The 20,512-nt window shown below is 36.3% G+C and carries 16 protein-coding genes; 5 read left to right on the forward strand and 11 right to left on the reverse strand.

Annotation, left to right across the window (positions count from 1 at the left end; all coding sequences use genetic code 11):
- Nucleotides 1-26 precede the first annotated feature (26 nt).
- The gene (locus tag QOL71_RS05275) at nt 27-908 is read left to right on the forward strand and encodes a cupin-like domain-containing protein (RefSeq protein WP_283415922.1); all 882 of its coding nucleotides are present in this window, start codon (nt 27-29) and stop codon (nt 906-908) included.
- 62 nt (nt 909-970) lie between these two features.
- Here QOL71_RS05275 and gdhA read toward each other — a convergent pair whose 3' ends face one another.
- From gdhA to QOL71_RS05290, 3 genes are all read right to left on the reverse strand, one after another.
- Entirely contained in the window at nt 971-2,329 is a 1,359-nt protein-coding gene (gene gdhA / locus QOL71_RS05280; RefSeq protein ID WP_283415923.1) for an NADP-specific glutamate dehydrogenase, read from the reverse strand.
- Between the two features lie 183 nt (nt 2,330-2,512).
- Nucleotides 2,513-3,619 carry a DNA-processing protein DprA gene (gene dprA, locus QOL71_RS05285; protein ID WP_283415924.1) on the reverse strand — a complete coding sequence of 369 codons (1,107 nt, stop codon included), beginning with the start codon at nt 3,617-3,619 and terminating at the stop codon, nt 2,513-2,515.
- Between the two features lie 30 nt (nt 3,620-3,649).
- Nucleotides 3,650-4,426, reverse strand: coding sequence for a rhomboid family intramembrane serine protease (locus QOL71_RS05290; protein ID WP_283416064.1), 777 nt, complete (start codon nt 4,424-4,426; stop codon nt 3,650-3,652).
- Nucleotides 4,427-4,569: 143 nt separating this feature from the next.
- Between QOL71_RS05290 and QOL71_RS05295 the strand changes: the two genes are divergently transcribed.
- On the forward strand, nt 4,570-5,679 hold the full coding sequence (locus QOL71_RS05295; protein WP_283415925.1) for a DUF3078 domain-containing protein: 1,110 nt from the start codon (nt 4,570-4,572) through the stop codon (nt 5,677-5,679).
- A gap of 47 nt (nt 5,680-5,726) precedes the next feature.
- Nucleotides 5,727-6,638 (forward strand): DUF3078 domain-containing protein, encoded by a 912-nt coding sequence (locus QOL71_RS05300; RefSeq protein ID WP_283415926.1) that lies wholly within the window; start codon nt 5,727-5,729, stop codon nt 6,636-6,638.
- A 23-nt stretch (nt 6,639-6,661) separates the two neighbouring features.
- Here the strand turns inward: QOL71_RS05300 and msrA are convergent, their stop codons facing one another.
- From msrA to QOL71_RS05340, 8 genes are all read right to left on the reverse strand, one after another.
- A complete protein-coding gene (gene msrA, locus QOL71_RS05305) occupies nt 6,662-7,225 on the reverse strand; it encodes a peptide-methionine (S)-S-oxide reductase MsrA (protein WP_379953384.1) in 564 nt (187 codons plus the stop codon).
- Nucleotides 7,226-7,407: 182 nt separating this feature from the next.
- Nucleotides 7,408-8,382, reverse strand: a complete 975-nt coding sequence (locus QOL71_RS05310) for an ROK family protein (RefSeq protein WP_283415928.1) — start codon at nt 8,380-8,382, stop codon at nt 7,408-7,410.
- A 158-nt stretch (nt 8,383-8,540) separates the two neighbouring features.
- Complete coding sequence (locus tag QOL71_RS05315) at nt 8,541-9,746, reverse strand: PepSY-associated TM helix domain-containing protein (RefSeq protein WP_283415929.1); 1,206 nt, start codon at nt 9,744-9,746, stop codon at nt 8,541-8,543.
- 25 nt (nt 9,747-9,771) lie between these two features.
- On the reverse strand, nt 9,772-11,898 hold the full coding sequence (locus QOL71_RS05320; protein WP_283415930.1) for a TonB-dependent siderophore receptor: 2,127 nt from the start codon (nt 11,896-11,898) through the stop codon (nt 9,772-9,774).
- Between the two features lie 147 nt (nt 11,899-12,045).
- Nucleotides 12,046-15,117: a preprotein translocase subunit SecA gene (gene secA, locus QOL71_RS05325; protein ID WP_283415931.1), complete on the reverse strand. Its 3,072-nt coding sequence runs from the start codon at nt 15,115-15,117 to the stop codon at nt 12,046-12,048.
- A 98-nt stretch (nt 15,118-15,215) separates the two neighbouring features.
- Entirely contained in the window at nt 15,216-15,437 is a 222-nt protein-coding gene (locus QOL71_RS05330; RefSeq protein ID WP_027382805.1) for a DUF2795 domain-containing protein, read from the reverse strand.
- A gap of 120 nt (nt 15,438-15,557) precedes the next feature.
- Nucleotides 15,558-16,586 carry a GDP-mannose 4,6-dehydratase gene (locus QOL71_RS05335; protein WP_283415932.1) on the reverse strand — a complete coding sequence of 343 codons (1,029 nt, stop codon included), beginning with the start codon at nt 16,584-16,586 and terminating at the stop codon, nt 15,558-15,560.
- 87 nt (nt 16,587-16,673) lie between these two features.
- Nucleotides 16,674-17,483 carry a T9SS type A sorting domain-containing protein gene (locus QOL71_RS05340; RefSeq protein WP_283415933.1) on the reverse strand — a complete coding sequence of 270 codons (810 nt, stop codon included), beginning with the start codon at nt 17,481-17,483 and terminating at the stop codon, nt 16,674-16,676.
- A 120-nt stretch (nt 17,484-17,603) separates the two neighbouring features.
- Between QOL71_RS05340 and QOL71_RS05345 the strand changes: the two genes are divergently transcribed.
- Together QOL71_RS05345 and QOL71_RS05350 are read left to right on the forward strand one after the other, a co-directional pair.
- The gene (locus QOL71_RS05345; RefSeq protein ID WP_283415934.1) at nt 17,604-18,395 is read left to right on the forward strand and encodes a DUF2797 domain-containing protein; all 792 of its coding nucleotides are present in this window, start codon (nt 17,604-17,606) and stop codon (nt 18,393-18,395) included.
- 44 nt (nt 18,396-18,439) lie between these two features.
- Nucleotides 18,440-20,452 carry an AsmA family protein gene (locus QOL71_RS05350; RefSeq protein ID WP_283415935.1) on the forward strand — a complete coding sequence of 671 codons (2,013 nt, stop codon included), beginning with the start codon at nt 18,440-18,442 and terminating at the stop codon, nt 20,450-20,452.
- Nucleotides 20,453-20,512 lie beyond the last annotated feature (60 nt).

Here is a 20,512-nt window from a genome sequence, read left to right on the forward strand (position 1 = left end):
AATTTGTCGCTTAATATTACATTAACATGGGAATTATTCTTAAACCTATTGACATTGTAGATGATATCACCAAAGAAGAGTTCTTTGAAAAATACCTGAAGCCACGCAAACCTGTGGTAATAAAAAATATGGCAAGGAAATGGCCGGCTTATCAAAAGTGGACTATGGACTATATGAAGCAGACTGTTGGTGATGTAGAAGTTCCTTTGTATGATAGCTCAAAAGCAGATCCGGCGGCACCGATCAATGCTTCTGCTGCAAAAATGAAATTTGCGGATTATATAGATTTGATAGAAAAAGAACCAACAGATCTCAGGATTTTCTTATTCGATCCTATAAAACAAGCGCCTAAATTATTAGATGATTATATTTTTCCAAAAGATTTGATGGGAGGTTTCTTGGATAAGTATCCTAATATGTTTTTTGGAGGAAAAGGATCTGTGACATTTCTTCATTATGACATAGATATGGCGCATATTTTCCACACCCATTTCAACGGGAGAAAACACATTTTGCTTTTCGATTACAAATGGAAAGACAGATTATACCAGATTCCGTACGCCACTTATGCATTAGAAGATTATGATATTGAAAATCCGGATTTCAGTAAGTTTCCGGCTTTGGATGGAGTAGAAGGTATCGAATGTTTCCTGGAACACGGTGATACGCTTTTTATGCCTACAGGTTGGTGGCACTGGATGAAATATCTGGACGGCAGTTTCTCGATCTCTTTGAGAGCCTGGGACAAAAGTTGGGCAGTAAAAGCACATTCCCTTTGGAATCTGACGGTTCAGAGGAACTTTGACAACTTTATGAAACGAAATTTCAAAGCCAAATATATGAATTGGAAAGAGAAAAAAGCTATCGAGAGGGCTAATTACGCTTTGAAAAGAGGTTTGCCAAGATAAAATCTTTTAAATAAAAAAAGCAGCTAAATCTTAGCTGCTTTCATTTTTTATATAAGTATGGTTTAAACCACACCCTGAGCCAGCATTGCTTCAGCAACTTTTACGAAACCGGCAATATTAGCACCTTTTACATAGTTTACATAACCATCCTCTTCTTTACCATAATCTCTACAAGCTTTGTGGATACCGATCATGATTTCCTTCAGTCTTGCATCCACTTCTTCAGAAGTCCAGTTCAATCTGATAGAGTTTTGTGTCATTTCCAAGCCGGAAGTAGCAACACCACCAGCATTAGAAGCTTTACCAGGTGAAAACAACACTTTATTATCTAGGAAATAGTTGATTGCATCAAGAGTTGAAGGCATATTAGCCGCCTCCGTTACACAAAGACAGCCATTTGCAACCAAAGCTTTTGCATCGTCAAGATCCAGTTCGTTTTGAGTTGCGGAAGGGAATGCAATATCACATTTAACTTCCCAAGGTCTTTTTCCTGCAAAAAATTGTGCTTCAGGATATTTTTTAGCATAATCTTCAGCTCTGTTATTGCCGGAAGCTCTAAGTTCCAGAAGGTAATCAATTTTTTCTCCAGAGATTCCGTCTTTATCATAGATATAACCATCCGGACCAGAGATTGTCACTACTTTTCCTCCAAGATCATTTATTTTTTTGATAACACCCCAAGCCACATTCCCGAATCCTGATACAACAGCTGTTTTACCTGCAATGGACTCATTGATGGTTTTCAGCATTTGCTCAGCAAAGTAAACCACACCATAACCGGTTGCTTCTGGTCTGATCAAAGATCCACCGTAAGCCAGACCTTTTCCTGTCAATACTCCGGTAAACTCATTTCTGATTTTTTTGTACTGACCAAAAAGGTATCCGATCTCTCTTGCGCCAACGCCGATATCACCAGCCGGGACATCAGTTTCAGGGCCGATATGTTTGCAAAGCTCTGTCATAAAAGCCTGGCAGAATCTCATGATTTCCATATCAGATTTCCCTTGAGGATCAAAATCAGAACCTCCTTTTCCACCACCCATTGGAAGTGTTGTCAAACTATTTTTGAAAACTTGCTCAAAAGCCAAGAATTTAAGTACACTAAGGTTTACAGTCGGATGGAATCTGATCCCGCCTTTGTATGGACCAATCGCAGAATTCATCTGGATTCTGAACCCTCTGTTGACCTGGATTTCTCCTTTATCATCAATCCAAGGAACACGGAAAATGATTACTCTTTCCGGTTCAGCCATTCTCTCTAGGAGCTTCATTCCGGTATATTCTTTTTTAGTGGCGATGAAAGGGATTACAGTTACTGCAACTTCTTTTACTGCCTGAATAAATTCTGGTTCGTTAGGATTTTTGGCTTCGATTTTTGCCATAAATTCCTGAATCTTTTGCTCAACGTTATAGTGTTCCATTATTCTATAATTATGACAACAAATTTAATTTTATTTTCGAATTTCGCAAGTAATATTTTGATTTTTATTGAAAATTTAAGGATATTGACTTAATTTTTTGCTTAATGTATAATTACATATTTTGCGTTAAGAATTTTTGAAGTTAATGTTAATTTATTTCAAGTTTTCGAAACGTTGTTTTTACTAATTTATTTGATATAGCCTTCCGGAAAGACATTTTATGTAGCCATAGATCTCCAAATCCAAAAGAATTGGTAAAAGCTTATGATGCAGAATGTTAGTTTTGTCTGCAATCTCATCCAGAGAAATTGATTTTTCCTGGGTAATAATGCCGAGGATTAACTGATGTTCTTTCTTGTCGGGATCTAATTTTATCATCGGTTCTTCTTTAGGAAAGAGTTCCGGTTGAATGGTAATATTCAGATTTTGAATTAATGTTTTGATGTCAACAATAGCTTCCGCTTTGTTTATTGCAATAAGTTGATTACAGCCTTGACTGTACTGATCGGTAATTTTTCCTGGAAGCGCAAAAACATCACGGTTATAACCATTCGCATAATTAACAGTTGTCATAGACCCGCCGCCATAAGCCGTTTCCACAACTATAAGATGAGGTGCAAATCCTGCGATAATTCTGTTTCTCTGTAAGAAATTTTCTCTGCTGATGTTATCGAAACTAGTGTATTCTGAGATTAAAGCACCATTGTTATCTAAAATTCTTTTGGCTAAATTTTTATTAGAGGAAGGATAAATTGTTTTGAGACTTTGTGCCAGAACCGCAATTGTAGGAATTTCATTTTTAAGTGATTCCTCGTGGACACAAGTGTCTGCGCCCAATGCCAAACCACTGATGGTGCAGATTTTTGTGTTAGTTAATTCGGACAAAAGATCCTGAATAAACTGTTTGCCATAGGATGTCAGCTTCCTGGTGCCGACAATGCTGACAGGGTTATGATCAGAATTTAAATTGCCTTTGCAGAATAAAATGACCGGTGCATCATCACAGTTCAACAGCTGTCTTGGATACGAATCTTCATTTTGAGAAACGATTTTAATATCATGCTTTTCGCAAAATTTAATTTCCTTCTCTGCAGCAATCAGGAATTCTTTTTTACCGATATCCCGGGTAATATTTTTACCGATACCGAAAATGGATTGAAGATTTTTTTGGGAAGATTCCCAAACCTTTTTAGCAGATCCAATATTTTTTATCAGTTTACGCAGATTGGAATTGCCAATGTTTTTGCATTGCTTAAGCGCAAGGATGTAAAGATATTCTTCGGAAAACATAATTCATTTGTGTTTTCTACGAATATAAAACTATTTTTCTTTTCTACGAATCTCGTCCAGGTATTCCCAAATATTTTCCTGCTTCAGTTGAGGAAGTTCTTCAAAATCTTCGGGATGATTAGCGATATATTCCTGCCACATTTTATCGTCTTTTTCGCTATAATAATTAGGATATTCCCAAATGAATTTTCTTTTTTTTTCTTCACCGATTTTTCTGAAAATAACGGCTAATAAAATCCCTGTAATACTGCCAGCCAAATGAGACTGCCAACTGATCTTGCTCGGTTCCTGTAATTGAGAAAAAAATTCTTCCGGAAAAATTCCCCAAATCAGACTTCCGTAATATAGTGCAACAACAAGTGATACCGTCAGCAATTTCATATTCCAGCGAAAAACACCACTGAAAAAAATAAAAAAAGCCAGCATATAAACTAATCCGCTTGCACCAATGATACAGTTGTAACTCCATTGCCCGGTTGTGATATCAATTGGTGGTAACATCCAGACCAATAATCCGGAAGCAATCCAACCAATCAGAAAAATTCTAAAAGCGATTTTCGGATAAAATTCAAAAAGTAAAAATAATAGAATTGCTATCGGCATGGAGTTGCTGACAATGTGGTCAAGATTGCCATGTAACAGGGGCGCAAAGATAACTCCCTTCAGCCCTTGCGGTAATAATGGAATGATTGCTCCGTTGCAGCCTTCGAAAAATCCAAGATTCTGAAGTATAAAACAACTCCACATCAGTCCCAGCATAATTATTGGAACCAAGAAAGATCTTAGATTTAAAGATTTTAAAAACATTAATTTTAAGTTCACAATTTTACAGCCAATTTCCGGAAGAGGTAATTTTGTCTGTAAAAAACTGCATGATCAATAAGAATTTGGTTATAAAGTCAGATTTTAGAAAATTTAGTTTTATTATTTTTGTTCAAAATTAGGTGTTAATGAAAAAGGTATTGGCGTTATTTTGTGTTGTGTTTGGCTTTTTGTCACAAGCTCAAATTACTGGTTATCAGAAAATAATTGATTCGATTAATCAAAAAAAATGGGATTCGACAGCAATAGATCTCGACAGTCTTGCCAATCCGAGAATCATTGATATAAGATCTATTAAGAAAGATTCTGTAAAAATTACCAATAATGTGGTAATTATTCCGAACAATAATGATGCAAGTCCATTAACACCATCATCTATTTTAACGTTGCCAACTTTGAAACGTTGGTTTGTATTTGGACAGAATAGTTTGGTTTTCAATCAGTCATCATTTGCAAACTGGTATGCCGGAGGAAACAATAATATCGGCATTATCGGAAAAGCGAACTATAATATCGTTTATAAAAAAGATAAACATTACCTGGATAATAATATCCAATTGGGTTATGGTTTTGTATCATCTACAGGCCAATCTACAAGAAAAACAGATGATTACATTAATATCATGACCAATTACGGCTACGAGTTGGCTCAGCATTATTATTTGTCAACAGGTTTTCAGTTTCTATCACAGTTCACAGCGGGATATAATTATTCCAACACTCCTGATCCGGTTTTTGATGACAGGATTTCAAAATTTATGGCACCGGGTTATCTTAATTTGGGTATCGGTGTCTCTTATAATCCGAACGAGAATTTTCAGGTCATTCTAAGACCGGTGAATGGAAAATTTACTTTTGTTTTGGATAAGAAATTACAATTTGCCGGTAATTATGGTTTGGAAAGAGACGGACAAAGCCTGCGGGCTGAACTTGGTGCAATGTTGAATGTTCTTTATAAAATTAAACTATTCAAAGATGCCACTTACATTAATCAAATTAATTTCTTTACCAATTATCTTCAGCATTCTGAGAGAGTTGATATCAATTACAGCGGAAGCCTCAATCTGAAATTTAACAAATATATTACAACAGTCGTAACTCTTGATCTGATGTATGACCACGATCAGATCCAAAAACTACAGAGAAAACAAACCCTTGGAGTCGGAATTACATATAATCTGGGATATAAAATAGAGCGCGACAACAAAACCGGTGTTATCAAGCCTTTCGTAAACTAAATCATTCTTCTATTTTATTATATTTGTTTAACCAAAAACAAATAAATATGAAGAAACTACTATTTTTTGGAGGCCTATTGTGGGCTTTCTGCTCCTATGCGCAAGAACAGCCTGCGCAAGATCCTACAAAAGCTTGGTCTATCGTTGGTCAAAACACCTTGATGCTCAATCAATCGGCATTTTCTAACTGGGTTGCTGGTGGTGCCAACAATGTCGGCTGGCAGGCTGGAGTTAACTACAATATGACCTATGAGAAAGACAAAGACCTCTGGGAAAACCTCATTATTCTTGGATATGGAATGAATAATACACAAGGCGTAGGAAATCGGAAAACACAGGATGTTATTAATATTTCTACCAATTATGGGCGGAAAATATCTAATAATTGGTACGCATCTGTTGGTGCTGGATTGATCACGCAGTTTGCTCCGGGCTACGAGGATGGAAATAATCCTGATGCTACTAAGATTTCAAATTTCATGGCACCGGGATATGTAAATCTGGGAGCTGGCTTTACCTATAAACCGAGTGATAATTTTACAATGACACTAAGGCCTGCCAATGCTAGATTCACTTTTGTTCTGGACAAAGACCTGCAATGGGCAGGAAATTATGGTCTGAAGAATGATGGTGATTCTATGCTGTTTCAATTCGGTTTCCTGGGAACAGCACAATATAAGGTAAAGCTTATGGAAAATATTACATTGCAAAACAATGCTTCGGTTTTCTCTAATTATCTAGACCATCCGGAAAGACTAGTTTTGTCATATTCCGGAATTCTGAATATGAAAGTCAATAAGTATATATCAACCAACATAACATTGGATCTTTTGTACGATCATAACCAAATCAAGAAAACCCAGCTGAAACAAACCTTAGGAATCGGTTTGGCTTATAATATTGATAATGGAAAAAAGCGATCGGAGGATAAACGCAATCAGGATTGGAAAACAAAGTAAGATTTTGATAAAAAAGCGGAGAATCAATTCTCCGCTTTTTCGTTTAGCCAACCCATTTCTCCAAAATGTTTTTTGAATTTTTGAATTTTTGGTCCCACAACAGCACTACAATATGGCTGATTTGGATTAGCATTATAATAGCCCTGGTGATAAGCTTCTGCTGACCAGAATTTTTTAAAAGGAACGATCTCGGTAACATATTTCCCGTTCCATTCCTGTTTTGCTTCCGATTCTTTCATAGATTCTTCAGCTTCCTGCTTTTGTTTTTCGGAATGGTAGAAAATAGCAGATCTGTATTGTGTTCCAATATCATTTCCTTGTCTGTTAAGTGTAGTAGGATTATGAAGAAACCAGAACACTTCCAGCAGTTGTTTGTACGAAATAATCTTTGGATCAAAAGCGATCTCTACAACTTCTGCGTGCCCGGTTGTTCCGGTACAGACTTCTTCATAAGTTGGATTGTCTTTGTGCCCGCCAGAATATCCAGAAGTTACAGAATCCACACCTTTCAGCATATGAAAGCAACTTTCCACACACCAAAAACATCCACCTGCCAAAGTGGCATATTCCAAATTGTTTTTATCCATTTTTTGATTTGTTAAAGGTTTTGATTTTTTCTCCTGTCCATTACAGTTGACAAGAAAAAAGCATAAGATGATTAATAAATATCGAGTCATTGTTCCGAAAGAAAAATCCTTTGATTTTTCCCGATATTAATAGCAAAAATTATTCCTATCAGAAAGAAAGACCAAAGGATTTATGAGATCAATTATTTATTGTTTTCCCATACAAGTGCACTTGCTCCGAGTATAGCTGCATCTGCTTCATCCAACTCGCTGAAAACTAGTTTTACTTTTCCTCGGAAAATCGGGAGCAGGTTTCTTTCCATATGTAATTTAGCAGGTTTCAGAAGGTATTCTCCGGCTTTGATAACACCACCAAAGAGCAAAATCGCTTCAGGAGAAGAGAACATTACAAAATTGGCTAAGGCTTCCCCTAATTTTTGTCCTGTATATCTGAAAACTTCAATAGCCGTAGGATCACCTTTTTCTGCACATTCAAATACAGTTTTTGAGTTGATAGCATCCTCCGGATATTGGTTCAGCATAGAATCCGGAAACTCAGCACGGAATTTCTTCGCAGTAATAGCAATTCCGGTTGCAGAAGCATAAGCTTCCAGACTTCCTTCGGAACCTGTACTCCAGTGTTTTCTTCCGCCCGGCTTCACAATTGTGTGGCCAAGCTCACCCGCAAATCCATCGTGTCCATAGATTAAACTACCACCGGCAATAATCCCGCTTCCAACGCCTGTTCCAAGCGTGATCATTATAAAGTCCTTCATTCCTCTTGCTGCACCAAACATCATTTCTCCAAGTGCTGCTGCGTTAGCATCGTTGGTCATTTTACAAGGAACACCGAATTTTTTTGTCATCAACTCGGCAAAAGGAACAACACCTTTCCACGGAAGATTAGGAGCAAGCTCTATTGTGCCTTTGAAGTAATTTGCATTAGGTGCGCCAACCCCGATTCCGTCCAAACTATTGTTTTCCTTAAATTCTTCCAAAAGAGGAGTTATATTAGCATGTAAAGCGTCGATGAAATCCTCTACTTGTTTATAATCTTCAGTTTTTATGCTTCCTTTAGCAAGAATTTCTCCACGGTGGTTCACCAATCCGAATTTGGTATTAGTCCCGCCAATATCAATTCCGATTGCAATTTGTCTAGATAGATCAATTAATGACATTCGATTTTTAATTTTTAAGACCCTAAATTTAAGGAAAAACAAACTAATATATATCAGATGTTAAATTAATTTTAAATTTAGTGTCAATGAAAATTTTCAACAATATTGTTGAAATAGGAATAAAAAATCCGAATGTGACATCCGGATTTATGTATCAATTATTTTATTTGCGTTTTCTTTCTTCGTCCCCACCAGATCATAAAGCCAGTAACTGGCATTGATGCAATAATCAAACTGACAATGAATGCGATGATTTTTGTGGGCAATCCTAATATCGCTCCAACATGGATATCATAATTGGCAGCAACTGTTTTCTCTCCAAAATTCTTATCCTTAGGATCATGTCTGTGTAAAAGTTCACCTGAATTTTCATCGAAAATCAAACTGCTGCTTTTGTGATATGAATATGAAAGATGTTTGACATAAACTTCAAAATTCGGATGCTCGTGGTCATCAATATGTGGATGCCCAAGGTCCAGGCTAAAACCATAAGCAGTGGGATAAAGCTCCTTCACTTTGTCAGAGATCTTGTCAAGAGTTCCTTCATTTCTCATTTCAATCGGTGCTTTGGTCGTTATTGTTGAAAAATCGGGGTAGGTAGTTTCTCCACCTGAAAAAATGTAATAGATCGATGCCTGAACGATAAAGAAAGCATAGAATAATCCTGTAATGGAAAGGATCAAAGCAAAAATAGAGGAGTAGAAACCGAGAATATTATGAAGGTCGTAGTTCTTACGTTTCCATTGTGTAGTATCTTTCCATTGGAATCTGAAACGTTGCTTTCTGGCGGCTTTATTTTTCGGCCACCAAAGAACGATGCCTGTGATTAGCATGATCAGGAAAATTATTACAGGAATACCAACAACATAAGTTCCCCATTCCTGCTTCAAAAGAAAACTCCAATGGATTGACTTTACAATGGCGAAGAATCCGTTTTTTTCATCATAAACCTGCAGAACTTTTCCAGTGTAAGGGTTGACATATGCCAGCTTGTAGATTGGAAATTCGTCAAAATAGTTCCATTGATCCGGCTGATGTTCGTACCAGTAAAATTGATAGGACATTTTTTTATCAATCGGAACATTAACCCAATGGATTGGATATTTTTCTTTGGTTTGCTTATTAACCAATTTTTCCAACTCACGAATCGGAATGATTTGTTTTGACTCGATGTTTTGTTCGTTGTGATAGATATATTCTTTACGTGTAAAGTTTTCTATCTCGTCTTTGAAAACATAAAGTGCCCCGGTAGTCGAAATAATAAATATCAGAATACCAATGGATAAGCCAAACCACAAATGTAGTTTGGCTGACCATTTTTTGAAAAATCCTGGTTTTTTTTTATGATGGTGTTTTTTCTTCATAAGATTTAAAAGCCGAAAGCGACAATTAAAATTTATAATTCAGGCTTAATGATAAAGTCCTTAATCTTTGTGGTGTTACCGTTGACCAGCCAGAGAAATATTTTTTGTTGGCGATGTTATCTAATTTTAGAATGATGCTGTATTTGTCTTCTGTATAGGAAATTGAAGAATTCATAATAATGTAACTAGGAAGAGGAAATGCACCAGTATTACCTCTGTTAAGTGTATAAAACCTGCTCGCAGAGTTTCCCCCAAAACCAAGACCAAAGTTTTTAAGTACACCATCTTGAACTTTATAGGTTGCCCAGAAATTAACTAAATTCTTTGGTCCGGCCTCTTCCGTTCTGTTTCCAGGATAACCCTCGTCGCCCTTTACGACATTACTGTAATTATAACTATAACCAGCAATAACATTCATTCCAGGAATTGGACTTCCGAGTACACTAACCTCAACACCTCTGCTGTCAACTTCGCCGCCTTGATTAGTATTCAGACCATTACCCATAACTTTATTTTTAACATTGATATCGTAATAACTTGCGGTAACAGAGAATTTATCTCCTGCCAGATTCGCTTTAGTACCAATTTCCCATTGATTTGCATGTTCTGGATCAAAATAGATAAATTCATTTGTTGGCTGCCCACTAGCATCTGTTACATTTTGCGGTCCTACGTATTGGAATCCATTCATGTAGTTTCCAAAGATTGAAATTTTATCTTGAATTGGCTGATAAACTAGGCCAAATTTTGGAGAAAAAGTTGTCTTCGGCTTTGAATCAGTTGTTGCATACAGCACTCTTCCCGTAAAATGGTCCGCTCTAAGACTTAGCATTGCAGATAAGTTAGGAAGAATATTAATCACATCAGAAATGTAAGCACTATATATTTTTGACTCAGCATTACTTGGCTCTTGTGTAGCGTCAGCAAGTACGGCGTCTACACCAGACTTAGTAAGGTTATTCCACTTAGTGTCTGTTTGATTGACTATATTAACAAGACCATATTCTGCATAATTCGTACCGCCCTGGATAAAATCTTGTTGGAAATAGTCAAGACCAATAAGTAATTTGTTTTTTAAATTACCAATATTAAAACTACCGTTAATATTTTGTTGGATCCCTGTAGTATTGGTTTCACCCGCGATATTGGCAATGTATCTTTTAAAATCACCTCCATTGGATTGATCCCACAAGTATTGGTAATAGCCGTTACTTTTTGTATTGCTTCGGGAAATAATGGTTTTTGATGTCCAGTTATCTGATATTTTATAAACAGCAGTTGCTTGCAGGTTAAATGAGTTATTGTTGATTGTTAAGTCATTACTTGTGTAAGACTTCTTGTAATTATCTTTAAAAACTCCAATGGAATAAAAAGACAATGGAGCATATCTATTCAAGAAAATCATAGGCGCATTTGCAGACTCAGATGTTTTTATTTCTGTATTTACATAGAATGTCAACCTATTATTTGCTACGAATTTGACAGAAGGTGCAATATAAAAAGACTCGTTGAATCCCGCATCCTGAAAAGTATTATTTTTCTGATATGCAACATTCACTCTTGCAAAAAGGCTTTTGCTCAATGGCGTATTAACATCAGCACTAATTCTGTTAAGACCATAACTTCCATTAATATAATTCACTTCTCCACCGAAATAATTATATGGTCTTTTAGTGATTACATTAATTAATCCTCCATAAGAAATGACACTTCCGCCATATAGAGTTCCAGATGGACCTTTGATCGCTTCGATAGTTTCAATTCCTGCGGGATCAAGTGTGCCGTTACTTAAGCTCGGCATTCCGTTTACTAAGGTTGGCTGTAAAGAAAAACCTCTCATTGTATAATATTCCCCACCATCATTTCCTCGACCTGTAGATTCCCATAAACGAGCAATACCCGTTACATTCTTAAGAGCATCATTGAAGTTTGTTACAACCTGCTCTTTGATAACATTTTTGTTGACAGTGTTATAAACCTGTGGGTTTTCAATTTCTTTCAAAGGCATTTTATTCACAGATTCCCTATCTCTGGTGATGTAACCGTGAACAATTACTTCATCAATATCATTGGATTTATTAATCGTGTCATTCTCCTGAGCATAGGCAAACGTGGAAACCAAAACCACAGCACTCACAAATAGTTTCTTCATTAATGGAATAATTTTATGCAAATATATTATTTTTAATTATTCTAAATTAACTAAAATTGTGATTTTTATCAGATTATTAAGAATTATTCCAAATAAAAATCCTGCTGATTACTCAACAGGATTAATATTTTTACTCGTAATTGCTTGTTATGCAGGGATTTCTCCTTTGTAAAGGAAAGAAACAATTTCCTTATTTACTTTGTCAACCATTTCGCTAAACAAGTAGAAAGATTCCTGTTTGTAAATTACTAGCGGATCTTTTTGCTCATAAACCGCACCTTGAGAAGAACGTCTTAGGTCATCCATTTCTCTTAAGTGTGTCTTCCAGTTTTCATCAATGATCGCAAGAGAAATATTCTTTTCGAAATCTGTGATCAATGATTCACATTTGGTTTCGTAAGCTTCTTTCAGGTCTGTAACAATGGTCATTGTCTTAGAGCCGTCACTGAAAGGAACCTGAATCATCTTGAACATAGAACCCTGATTAAGGTAAACGTTCTCAATAATCGGATAGGCTTTTTCTTTCAGAAGGTTTAATCTTAAATCGTAATCTTCTTTGGCTTTCTTGAACACGATATCCGTTAATGCCGGAATCTGTGTGCTTGAAAATTCGGATTCCGTAACAGGCGCTTCCATTGTGAAATGCTTGATAATCTCGAATTCAAAATCTTTATAATTTCCGTTTGCTTTAGCCTGAGAAACAATTGCAGCAGCAGTGTCATAAATCATATTGACAATATCATACTTCAAGTGATCGCCAAATAATGCATTCTTTCTCCTTTTGTAAATAACGTCACGCTGCTTGTTCATCACATCATCGTATTCCAGCAATCTTTTTCTGACACCGAAGTTATTCTCTTCGACTTTTTTCTGAGCTCTCTCGATAGATTTGGAAATCATAGAATGCTGAATCACTTCTCCTTCCTTATGACCCATTCTGTCCATCATCTTAGCAATTCTTTCAGAACCGAAAAGACGCATCAGATTATCTTCCAAAGAAACATAAAACTGGGAACTTCCAGGATCTCCCTGACGACCGGCTCTACCTCTCAACTGCCTGTCCACACGACGGGAATCGTGTCTTTCTGTACCAATTATTGCTAAACCTCCGGCTTCTTTTACTTCCGGTTTCAGCTTGATGTCGGTACCTCTACCGGCCATATTGGTTGCAATGGTTACAACGCCCGGTCCACCAGCTCCGGCAACAATCTCCGCTTCTTTTTTGTGAAGTTTAGCATTAAGAACCTGGTGTTGTATTTTTCTTAACTGTAATGCTCTGGAAAGCAATTGGGAAATTTCTACCGAAGTTGTACCCACCAAAACAGGTCTCCCTGCTGAGGTTAGTTTCTCGATTTCCTCGATTACAGCATTATATTTTTCACGGTTGGTTTTGTAAACCAAATCCTGTCTGTCATCTCTTTGGATAGGTCTGTTGGTAGGGATTACCACAACATCCAATTTGTAAATCTGCCAGAATTCTCCAGCTTCAGTTTCCGCAGTACCTGTCATACCGGCCAGCTTGTTATACATACGGAAATAGTTCTGTAAAGTAATCGTTGCGAAGGTCTGGGTCGCAGCTTCAATCTTCACATTTTCTTTAGCTTCAATCGCTTGGTGCAGTCCGTCAGAATAACGTCGGCCTTCCATAATACGACCAGTCTGCTCGTCAACGATTTTTACTTCCCCGTCAATTACTACATATTCATCATCTTTTTCGAATAATGTATAAGCTTTCAGTAATTGATTCATGGTGTGAATACGCTCAGATTTCACAGCAAAATCTCGATATAACTCTTCTTTTGCAGCGAATTCTTCTTCCTTTGAGAGATTCTTTTTTTCTAATTCGGCAATTTCTGTCGCGATATCAGTTAAAACAAAGAATTGTGAATCTTCGTTACCTGCAGACATATATTCTACGCCTTTGTCTGTTAAATCGATTTGATTATTTTTCTCATCGATGACAAAATAAAGATCTTTGTCAACAATTGGCATATCACGATTGTTATCTGCCATATATTGACCTTCCACTTTCTGAAGCAAAGCACGGTTTCCACTTTCTGACAAGAACTTGATCAATTGTCTGTTCTTTGGAAGACCTCTGTAGGCCTGAAGTAATTTGAATCCACCTTCTTTGGTGTTTCCGTTCGCGATTAATTTTTTAGCTTCGTTGAAAATGGCAGAAACTGTTTTTTTCTGAACCTCAACAATTCTGTCTATTGAAGGTTTAAGCACATCAAATTCCTGTCTGTCACCTTGAGGAACAGGTCCGGAAATAATCAACGGTGTTCTTGCATCATCAATCAAAACCGAGTCCACCTCATCGACAATTGCGAAATTCAATTCTCCCTGAACCAATTCAGTAGGATTGGTTACCATATTGTCTCTCAGGTAATCGAAACCAAATTCGTTATTGGTTCCATAAGTGATACTTGCCTGATAAGCTTTTCTTCTGGAATCTGAATTGGGCTGGTGATTATCAATACAGTCAATAGTCAATCCGTGGAATTGATATAACGGGCCCATCCATGCCGAGTCTCTTTTTGCAAGATAATCGTTAACTGTTACAACATGAACACCTCTTCCCGGCAAAGCGTTAAGATAAATTGGAAGTGTTCCGACCAAAGTTTTACCTTCACCGGTTGCCATTTCTGCTATTTTTCCGGAATGCAATACGACACCACCAATAAACTGCGTGTCATAATGAACCATATCCCAAACGACAGGCGTTCCGGCTGCATCCCAAGAGTTTTTCCAAACAGCAATATCGCCATCCAGCGCTACAAAATCTTTGGTAGCTGCCAACTCGCGGTCTCTGTCTGTTGCAGTCACGCGGATTTCTCCATTTTGTGCTAAACGTCTTGAGGTTTCCTTTACCAAAGCAAAAGCTTCCGGAAGGATATCGTTAAGAACTTTTTCCTCAACCTCGTAAGATTCTTTTTTAAGACCTTCGATTTTGTTAAAAAGCGATTCCTTCTCGTCAACGTTGGTAGAGTTTTTTATCTGCTCTTTTATTTCGTCGATTTGGGTTGTAAACTTGGCAGTTGCAGATTTTATTTTTTCTTGAAATTCTGCGGTTTTCGCTCTTAATCCATCATCGGATAATGACTGGATGTTAGGTTCAACTGCTTTGATTTTTGCGACAACTTTTTTTACTTCTTTTAAATCTTTTGCATTTTTGTCTCCCAAAAAACTTTTAAGAACGGTATTTAAAAAACTCATAAATTTCTGATTTATGCTTTGGATCCAAAGTCCAAAGCGTTTAAATTACACTTGTTGTGTGATATATTTTGAAGCTTTGGTGTAAAGCTTATTGACGATTAATACTCGTCTTCGTTCCAAAGATAATCCTCGTCTGTAGGATAATCGCTCCAGATCTCGTCAATCGCATCATAGATCTCTCCTTCGTCCTCAATAGCCTGAAGGTTTTCTACAACTTCCATTGGCGCTCCGGTACGGATTGCATAATCGATCAATTCTGCCTTGGTCATCGGCCAAGGTGCGTCACTTAAATATGAAGCTAATTCTAATGTCCAATACATAATTAAATTTTTTGCAAAAGTAAAAAATTAGGTGATATTTTATATATGTTTCTACTGATTTTCAATAATATTTAAAAATAATTTCATTTAGTTTTAAATGATCCTGCTGTCAGAGATTCATTAATGCCGATTTCCCAAAAACCATTCCACAAATTTTTTTGTGCCATTTTGGAAGTTTGTTGTCGGTTTATAACCAATCAGAGATCTCGCTTTTGTTATATCAGCATTGGTTTTCAAGACATCGCCGGGTTGCATTGGCAGCATTTTTTTATTTGCTTTTTTACCCAATGCGGATTCTAGAGTTGCAAGCATCTCATTCAATGTAACGACTTCGCTCTCTCCAAGATTTAAAATCTGATAAATATGATCGTGATTTTCCAGATATTGTACAGACTTAAGAATCCCGTCAATGATATCATCAATAAAAGTATAATCTCTTGCTGTGGAACCGTTGCCGTAGAAAGGAATTTCTTGGTTCTCGCAGATCAGTTTCGTGAATTTATGAATGGCAAGATCAGGTCTTTGTCTCGGTCCGTAAACCGTGAAAAATCTCAGCTGGATCATATCTATACTATAAAGATGATGATAAACGTGGCCTAAAATTTCGCCGCTTTTTTTGGTTGCTGCATAAGGAGAAATGGGGTTGTCAACATTATCTGTTTCTGAAAATGGGATTTTCTCATTGTTGCCATAAACACTGGAAGATGAAGCGCAAACGAATTTTTTTATTCCAAATTCTTTGCACAGCTCCCAAAGATTCATCGTGCCACGAACATTGACTTCTTCATAATCCAAAGGCCGCTCAATAGAAGGACGAACGCCTGCCAATGCTGCTAAATGGATAACTAAGTCAATGTTGTGTTTTCTGAATATCTCTTCAAGGCCTCTTCTTTCCCGAATATCCTGATAATAAAGCTGGTAATATTCTGATTTTGTCAATGATATCAAATTCTCGATGTCGGCATCTTTATTTTTAAAACTGAACTCAGAATTGTTATTTGTAGACTCCAAAGTATTTCTGATTTTGATTTGATAGTCATAGAAATCATCAAAATTGTCAATATTAATGACAGAATGTCCATTTTTTAAAAGATGCTCGACTAAATGGGAACCAATAAATCCACTTCCACCAGTTACAAGATAGTTCATAAGTATTGTGTTGATGCGAAGATAAGAATTAAACAAAAAAAGAATCTCTTATTCGGAGATTCTTTTTAATATTTAAAACATAAATTGTTATTTAACAATGAATTTTTTTGATTCAACAATTCCATTTTCCTCGACATTAATTATGTAAGTGCCTTTTGGAAGTTGAGAAACATTGATTTCTTTATCCGTACCTCTGCTGATAACCAATTTTGCGGAAGAATCGTAGATGTTTATTTTTTTTGTCTGATTATTTGCGGAAGTAACACAGATGATTCCATTGCTCACAACGGTTGGATAAATGTTGAAGTGCTGTTTTTTAACATTACTCACTGCTAATGTCTGATTTCCAGTTAATTTAATGTCATCAACACGGAAACCAACATTAGAATCCAAAGGATTTGTAAACCTTACAGAAAGATTAGATGTTGCAGGAATTGTTCCTGTTGGCGTAACAACTAGCCAGACAGAAGTTCCGGAGCCGGTTGGTCTTGTGTAGGAAAGCGGAGTCCAATCTGTTCCATTAGAACTTACCTCAACTTTTAACTCATTACTGCTGGCATTAGTTCCTTTTTGATGCCCAAAGGAAAGTGTTAAATCCTGATATCCTGTTGTGTTGATTCCACTAATAATCAGTGTTTTTGCCGGATTACCGGAAGATGTGGTCACAGCACCTATGAAGACACAGCCTTGCCCGCTAGCTCCTGCATAGTCCGACGGTGTCGAAGTCCTCACATCAGCTGTTCCGGAGTAAGTGATAGGCGAACTGTTTTGATAACCTGTATACGCTGTCAAAAGAGTGGTAGAGGAAGGATTTCCAAAATTCTCGGAATAGATAGTCGTTTGTGCAAGAACGAAAGATGTTACCAATAATGATAAGAAGGCATAAATATTTTTCATACTAATATGTTTTTTAATTGTGGCAAATATATCCTTAAAACTGGAATTGACAAATTTTTTAATTTTTTGAACCTTATTGTAAAAATCCCTACTTTTATCCCTATTTAAATCTTCATAAAAATGCAATTCTCCGGACAAATCCTAAAGATGATTTCCCAAAACGGACAACCCATTCAGTATTTTCTTAATCTGAAAAATGATTTGATTAATATGAACCAACTGTTCGGAAAAACACTTTACATCAAACATTTGGGTTACGAATGTGTGAATTGTGGAAGTGATGAGAAAATATATAGAATGGGATTTTGTAAAAAATGTTTTTTTGAAAGTCCTTATGCAAGTGATACAATTATTCGCCCGGAATTGTCCACTGCTCATCTTGGGATTGCAGAAAGAGATCTGGATGTTGAAAAAGAAATACAACTGGTTCCTCACATTGTTTACCTGGCTTACACAGGTGATGTTAAAGTGGGCGTTACAAGAGAACATCAGATCCCGACGCGTTGGATTGACCAGGGCGCAACTTTCGCTTTGCCGATTGCCGTGACGGATAATCGCTATGAAGCGGGAATGATAGAGGTGGAACTGAAAAAGCATATCGCTGATAAAACCAATCCGAAGAAAATGCTTCAGGATGATTATGAGGATGCTTTGGATCTGATCGATTTCCGAAATAAGATTGCGGAATATTTTCCCAATGATTTCAAAAAATTTGCAGTGACCGAAGAGAATGTTGTGAAATTAGATTTTCCGTATGAAAAACCGGGAAAAATTAATGTTTTCACACTGGATAAAAAACCGGAATTCAATGGAGTTTTGAAAGGTATCAAAGGGCAATATCTTCATTTTGAAGGTGACGATTTCGTCAATGTCAGAGGTCACGAAGGTTATGTTATAGAACTGGATTTATAATTTTGGAACGGTTTTTAGTCATCAGTTAATAATTTAATAAACGGATGAAAAAAACTTTAAAAATTTCGCTTATAATCTTAGGTAGTTTTCTTGCATTAATATTAATTATCAATATTGGATTCAGTCTTTGGTTAAAATATAAACTTCCCGATTATCTCAAAAACAAAACGCCATATCAAATTACCTATCAATCTCTGAATGTGGAAATCCTGAGTGGAGGTATTTCCGCTAACCAAATCAAAATTAAAACAAAACAGCCCAATAATCTGGAAACCATAGCGCTGGAAGGTTCTTTGGGAATTTTGAATATCAGTAGATTAGGTGTTATTGAATTGTTGAAAAATAACAGAATCGAAGCGAGTTCCATCAAACTTGTAAAACCGGATCTTCGGGTTAGATTAGCAAAACCAAAAGCCGGCAAGTCAGGAAAAGATCCGATTCCATTTATGATTAATAATATTGAAATTGATCATGGAAATATTGGTGTTAAAAGATCGGACGAAACCCAATTATTTTCTGCAAAAGATCTTAATCTCAACGTTAAAAACCTGAGCCTTAATCAAGATCCTGATGAGTTGCCGTTTGCCTTGGACAGCTACAATATCACTGCAAAAGATTTCTTTTTCCGTCTGGACCAGATTTATTCCATCACGTCTTCAGACATCAAAACCGATAATGGGAAGTTAGAAATTGATGATTTTGAAATGAAATCTCTGGTGGATTTTAAGAATTGGGAACAAAGTTTCAGAAGTCAGAAAAGTTTGTTTGGGATCAAAAGCAAAAAGCTGACATTCGATGAGCTGGTTTTCAGCAAAACAAAACTAAGCCTGAAAAATGCTCAGATCAAAGATCCGGAATTTGTGATTCAGAACCGTGACAATAAAGTTGTCAAGACCAGCAAAAAGAAATCTCGATTTGATCTTAATTTTGAAAATTTTGATATTATTAACGGAAAATTATCGATTTTAAAATCCAATGGAAAGAAAACACTTTCAATTGCAAAATTTGATGCGAATATCAAAAGTTTTCTGATGAATGAAGAAACTTCAAAAAACAAATTGCCTTTCAGTTATCAGGATTACAAAATTTCCGGCAATCAGTTTTTTTACGATGCAGGACAATATTACACAGTGGATTTGTCAAGCTTCGATGTGACTTCGAAAAGTATTGATTTGAAAGATTTTAATCTTAATCCAAAAGTTTCCAGAGCTGAGTTTGTGAGAATGATTCCAATGGAAAATGATTTATTTGATATTTCTGTCAACCGTGTTCAGTTATCAGGATTACGATGGAAATTTGAAAATGACCAACCGGATATTTTACTGAAAAATGCAAGATTAACCAATGTTGACGCTAATATCTTCCGAAGCAAGATTCCAAGAGATAATCCAAAAGAAAAACTACTTTATTCGAAATTATTAAGAACGATAAAATTTCCTTTAGTTGTTGAAAATCTGGATCTTGTACAATCCAAATTGGTATATGAAGAAGACAAGCCGGATTCAAACGGACCTGGAAAAGTGATTTTCACCAACTTCAATATGAATGTAAAAAACCTTAATTCCAACAAGAAAAAAGGCGCTAATACCAATGTTCCGATTGTGATCAATTGTAAATTTATGGATGCTTCACCAATGAAGGTCAACTGGAATTTTGATACTGCGAATATGCGTGATAATTTCACAATTGGTGGTTATATCAACAATCTTCCTGCAAATGATATCAACCCATTCATCAAACCTTATATGAACATCACTGCCACAGGAACAATTACCAGTCTCAATTTTGACTTTAAGGGGAACAATGATATTATGAACGGAAAATTCCGAATCACACACAAAGATCTGAAGGTAAATATTCTGGATAAAGATACAAAGGAGAAAAAGAAATTCTTGTCAGCGGTTGCTAATCTTGTAGTTAAAAAAGATTCCAAAAAATTCCCGGAATCAGTTGATATCTATGTGGAGAGAAACAAACAGCGTTCTTTCTTCAATTTCTATTGGAAAGGAATAGAAGACGGACTTAAAAAAACATTGCTTGTTGTCAAAATTGATTAAAAAATTACCCTTTTCTGCGAAATATGGAAAAGGGTAATAAATATATAAATGTGCTTTTTG

Origin of the sequence: Epilithonimonas pallida, from assembly GCF_900182975.1 — a bacterium.
In the GTDB taxonomy this organism is placed as follows: domain Bacteria; phylum Bacteroidota; class Bacteroidia; order Flavobacteriales; family Weeksellaceae; genus Epilithonimonas; species Epilithonimonas pallida.

What these genes read in the sequence shown, in the direction of transcription:
- QOL71_RS05275 (WP_283415922.1), top strand. Translation starts at nt 27, where the DNA reads ATGGGAATTATTCTTAAACCTATTGACATTGTAGATGATATCACCAAA.
- gdhA (WP_283415923.1), bottom strand. Translation starts at nt 2,329, where the DNA reads ATGGAACACTATAACGTTGAGCAAAAGATTCAGGAATTTATGGCAAAA.
- dprA (WP_283415924.1), bottom strand. Translation starts at nt 3,619, where the DNA reads ATGTTTTCCGAAGAATATCTTTACATCCTTGCGCTTAAGCAATGCAAA.
- QOL71_RS05290 (WP_283416064.1), bottom strand. Translation starts at nt 4,426, where the DNA reads ATGTTTTTAAAATCTTTAAATCTAAGATCTTTCTTGGTTCCAATAATT.
- QOL71_RS05295 (WP_283415925.1), top strand. Translation starts at nt 4,570, where the DNA reads ATGAAAAAGGTATTGGCGTTATTTTGTGTTGTGTTTGGCTTTTTGTCA.
- QOL71_RS05300 (WP_283415926.1), top strand. Translation starts at nt 5,727, where the DNA reads ATGAAGAAACTACTATTTTTTGGAGGCCTATTGTGGGCTTTCTGCTCC.
- msrA (WP_379953384.1), bottom strand. Translation starts at nt 7,225, where the DNA reads ATGGATAAAAACAATTTGGAATATGCCACTTTGGCAGGTGGATGTTTT.
- QOL71_RS05310 (WP_283415928.1), bottom strand. Translation starts at nt 8,382, where the DNA reads ATGTCATTAATTGATCTATCTAGACAAATTGCAATCGGAATTGATATT.
- QOL71_RS05315 (WP_283415929.1), bottom strand. Translation starts at nt 9,746, where the DNA reads ATGAAGAAAAAACACCATCATAAAAAAAAACCAGGATTTTTCAAAAAA.
- QOL71_RS05320 (WP_283415930.1), bottom strand. Translation starts at nt 11,898, where the DNA reads ATGAAGAAACTATTTGTGAGTGCTGTGGTTTTGGTTTCCACGTTTGCC.
- secA (WP_283415931.1), bottom strand. Translation starts at nt 15,117, where the DNA reads ATGAGTTTTTTAAATACCGTTCTTAAAAGTTTTTTGGGAGACAAAAAT.
- QOL71_RS05330 (WP_027382805.1), bottom strand. Translation starts at nt 15,437, where the DNA reads ATGTATTGGACATTAGAATTAGCTTCATATTTAAGTGACGCACCTTGG.
- QOL71_RS05335 (WP_283415932.1), bottom strand. Translation starts at nt 16,586, where the DNA reads ATGAACTATCTTGTAACTGGTGGAAGTGGATTTATTGGTTCCCATTTA.
- QOL71_RS05340 (WP_283415933.1), bottom strand. Translation starts at nt 17,483, where the DNA reads ATGAAAAATATTTATGCCTTCTTATCATTATTGGTAACATCTTTCGTT.
- QOL71_RS05345 (WP_283415934.1), top strand. Translation starts at nt 17,604, where the DNA reads ATGCAATTCTCCGGACAAATCCTAAAGATGATTTCCCAAAACGGACAA.
- QOL71_RS05350 (WP_283415935.1), top strand. Translation starts at nt 18,440, where the DNA reads ATGAAAAAAACTTTAAAAATTTCGCTTATAATCTTAGGTAGTTTTCTT.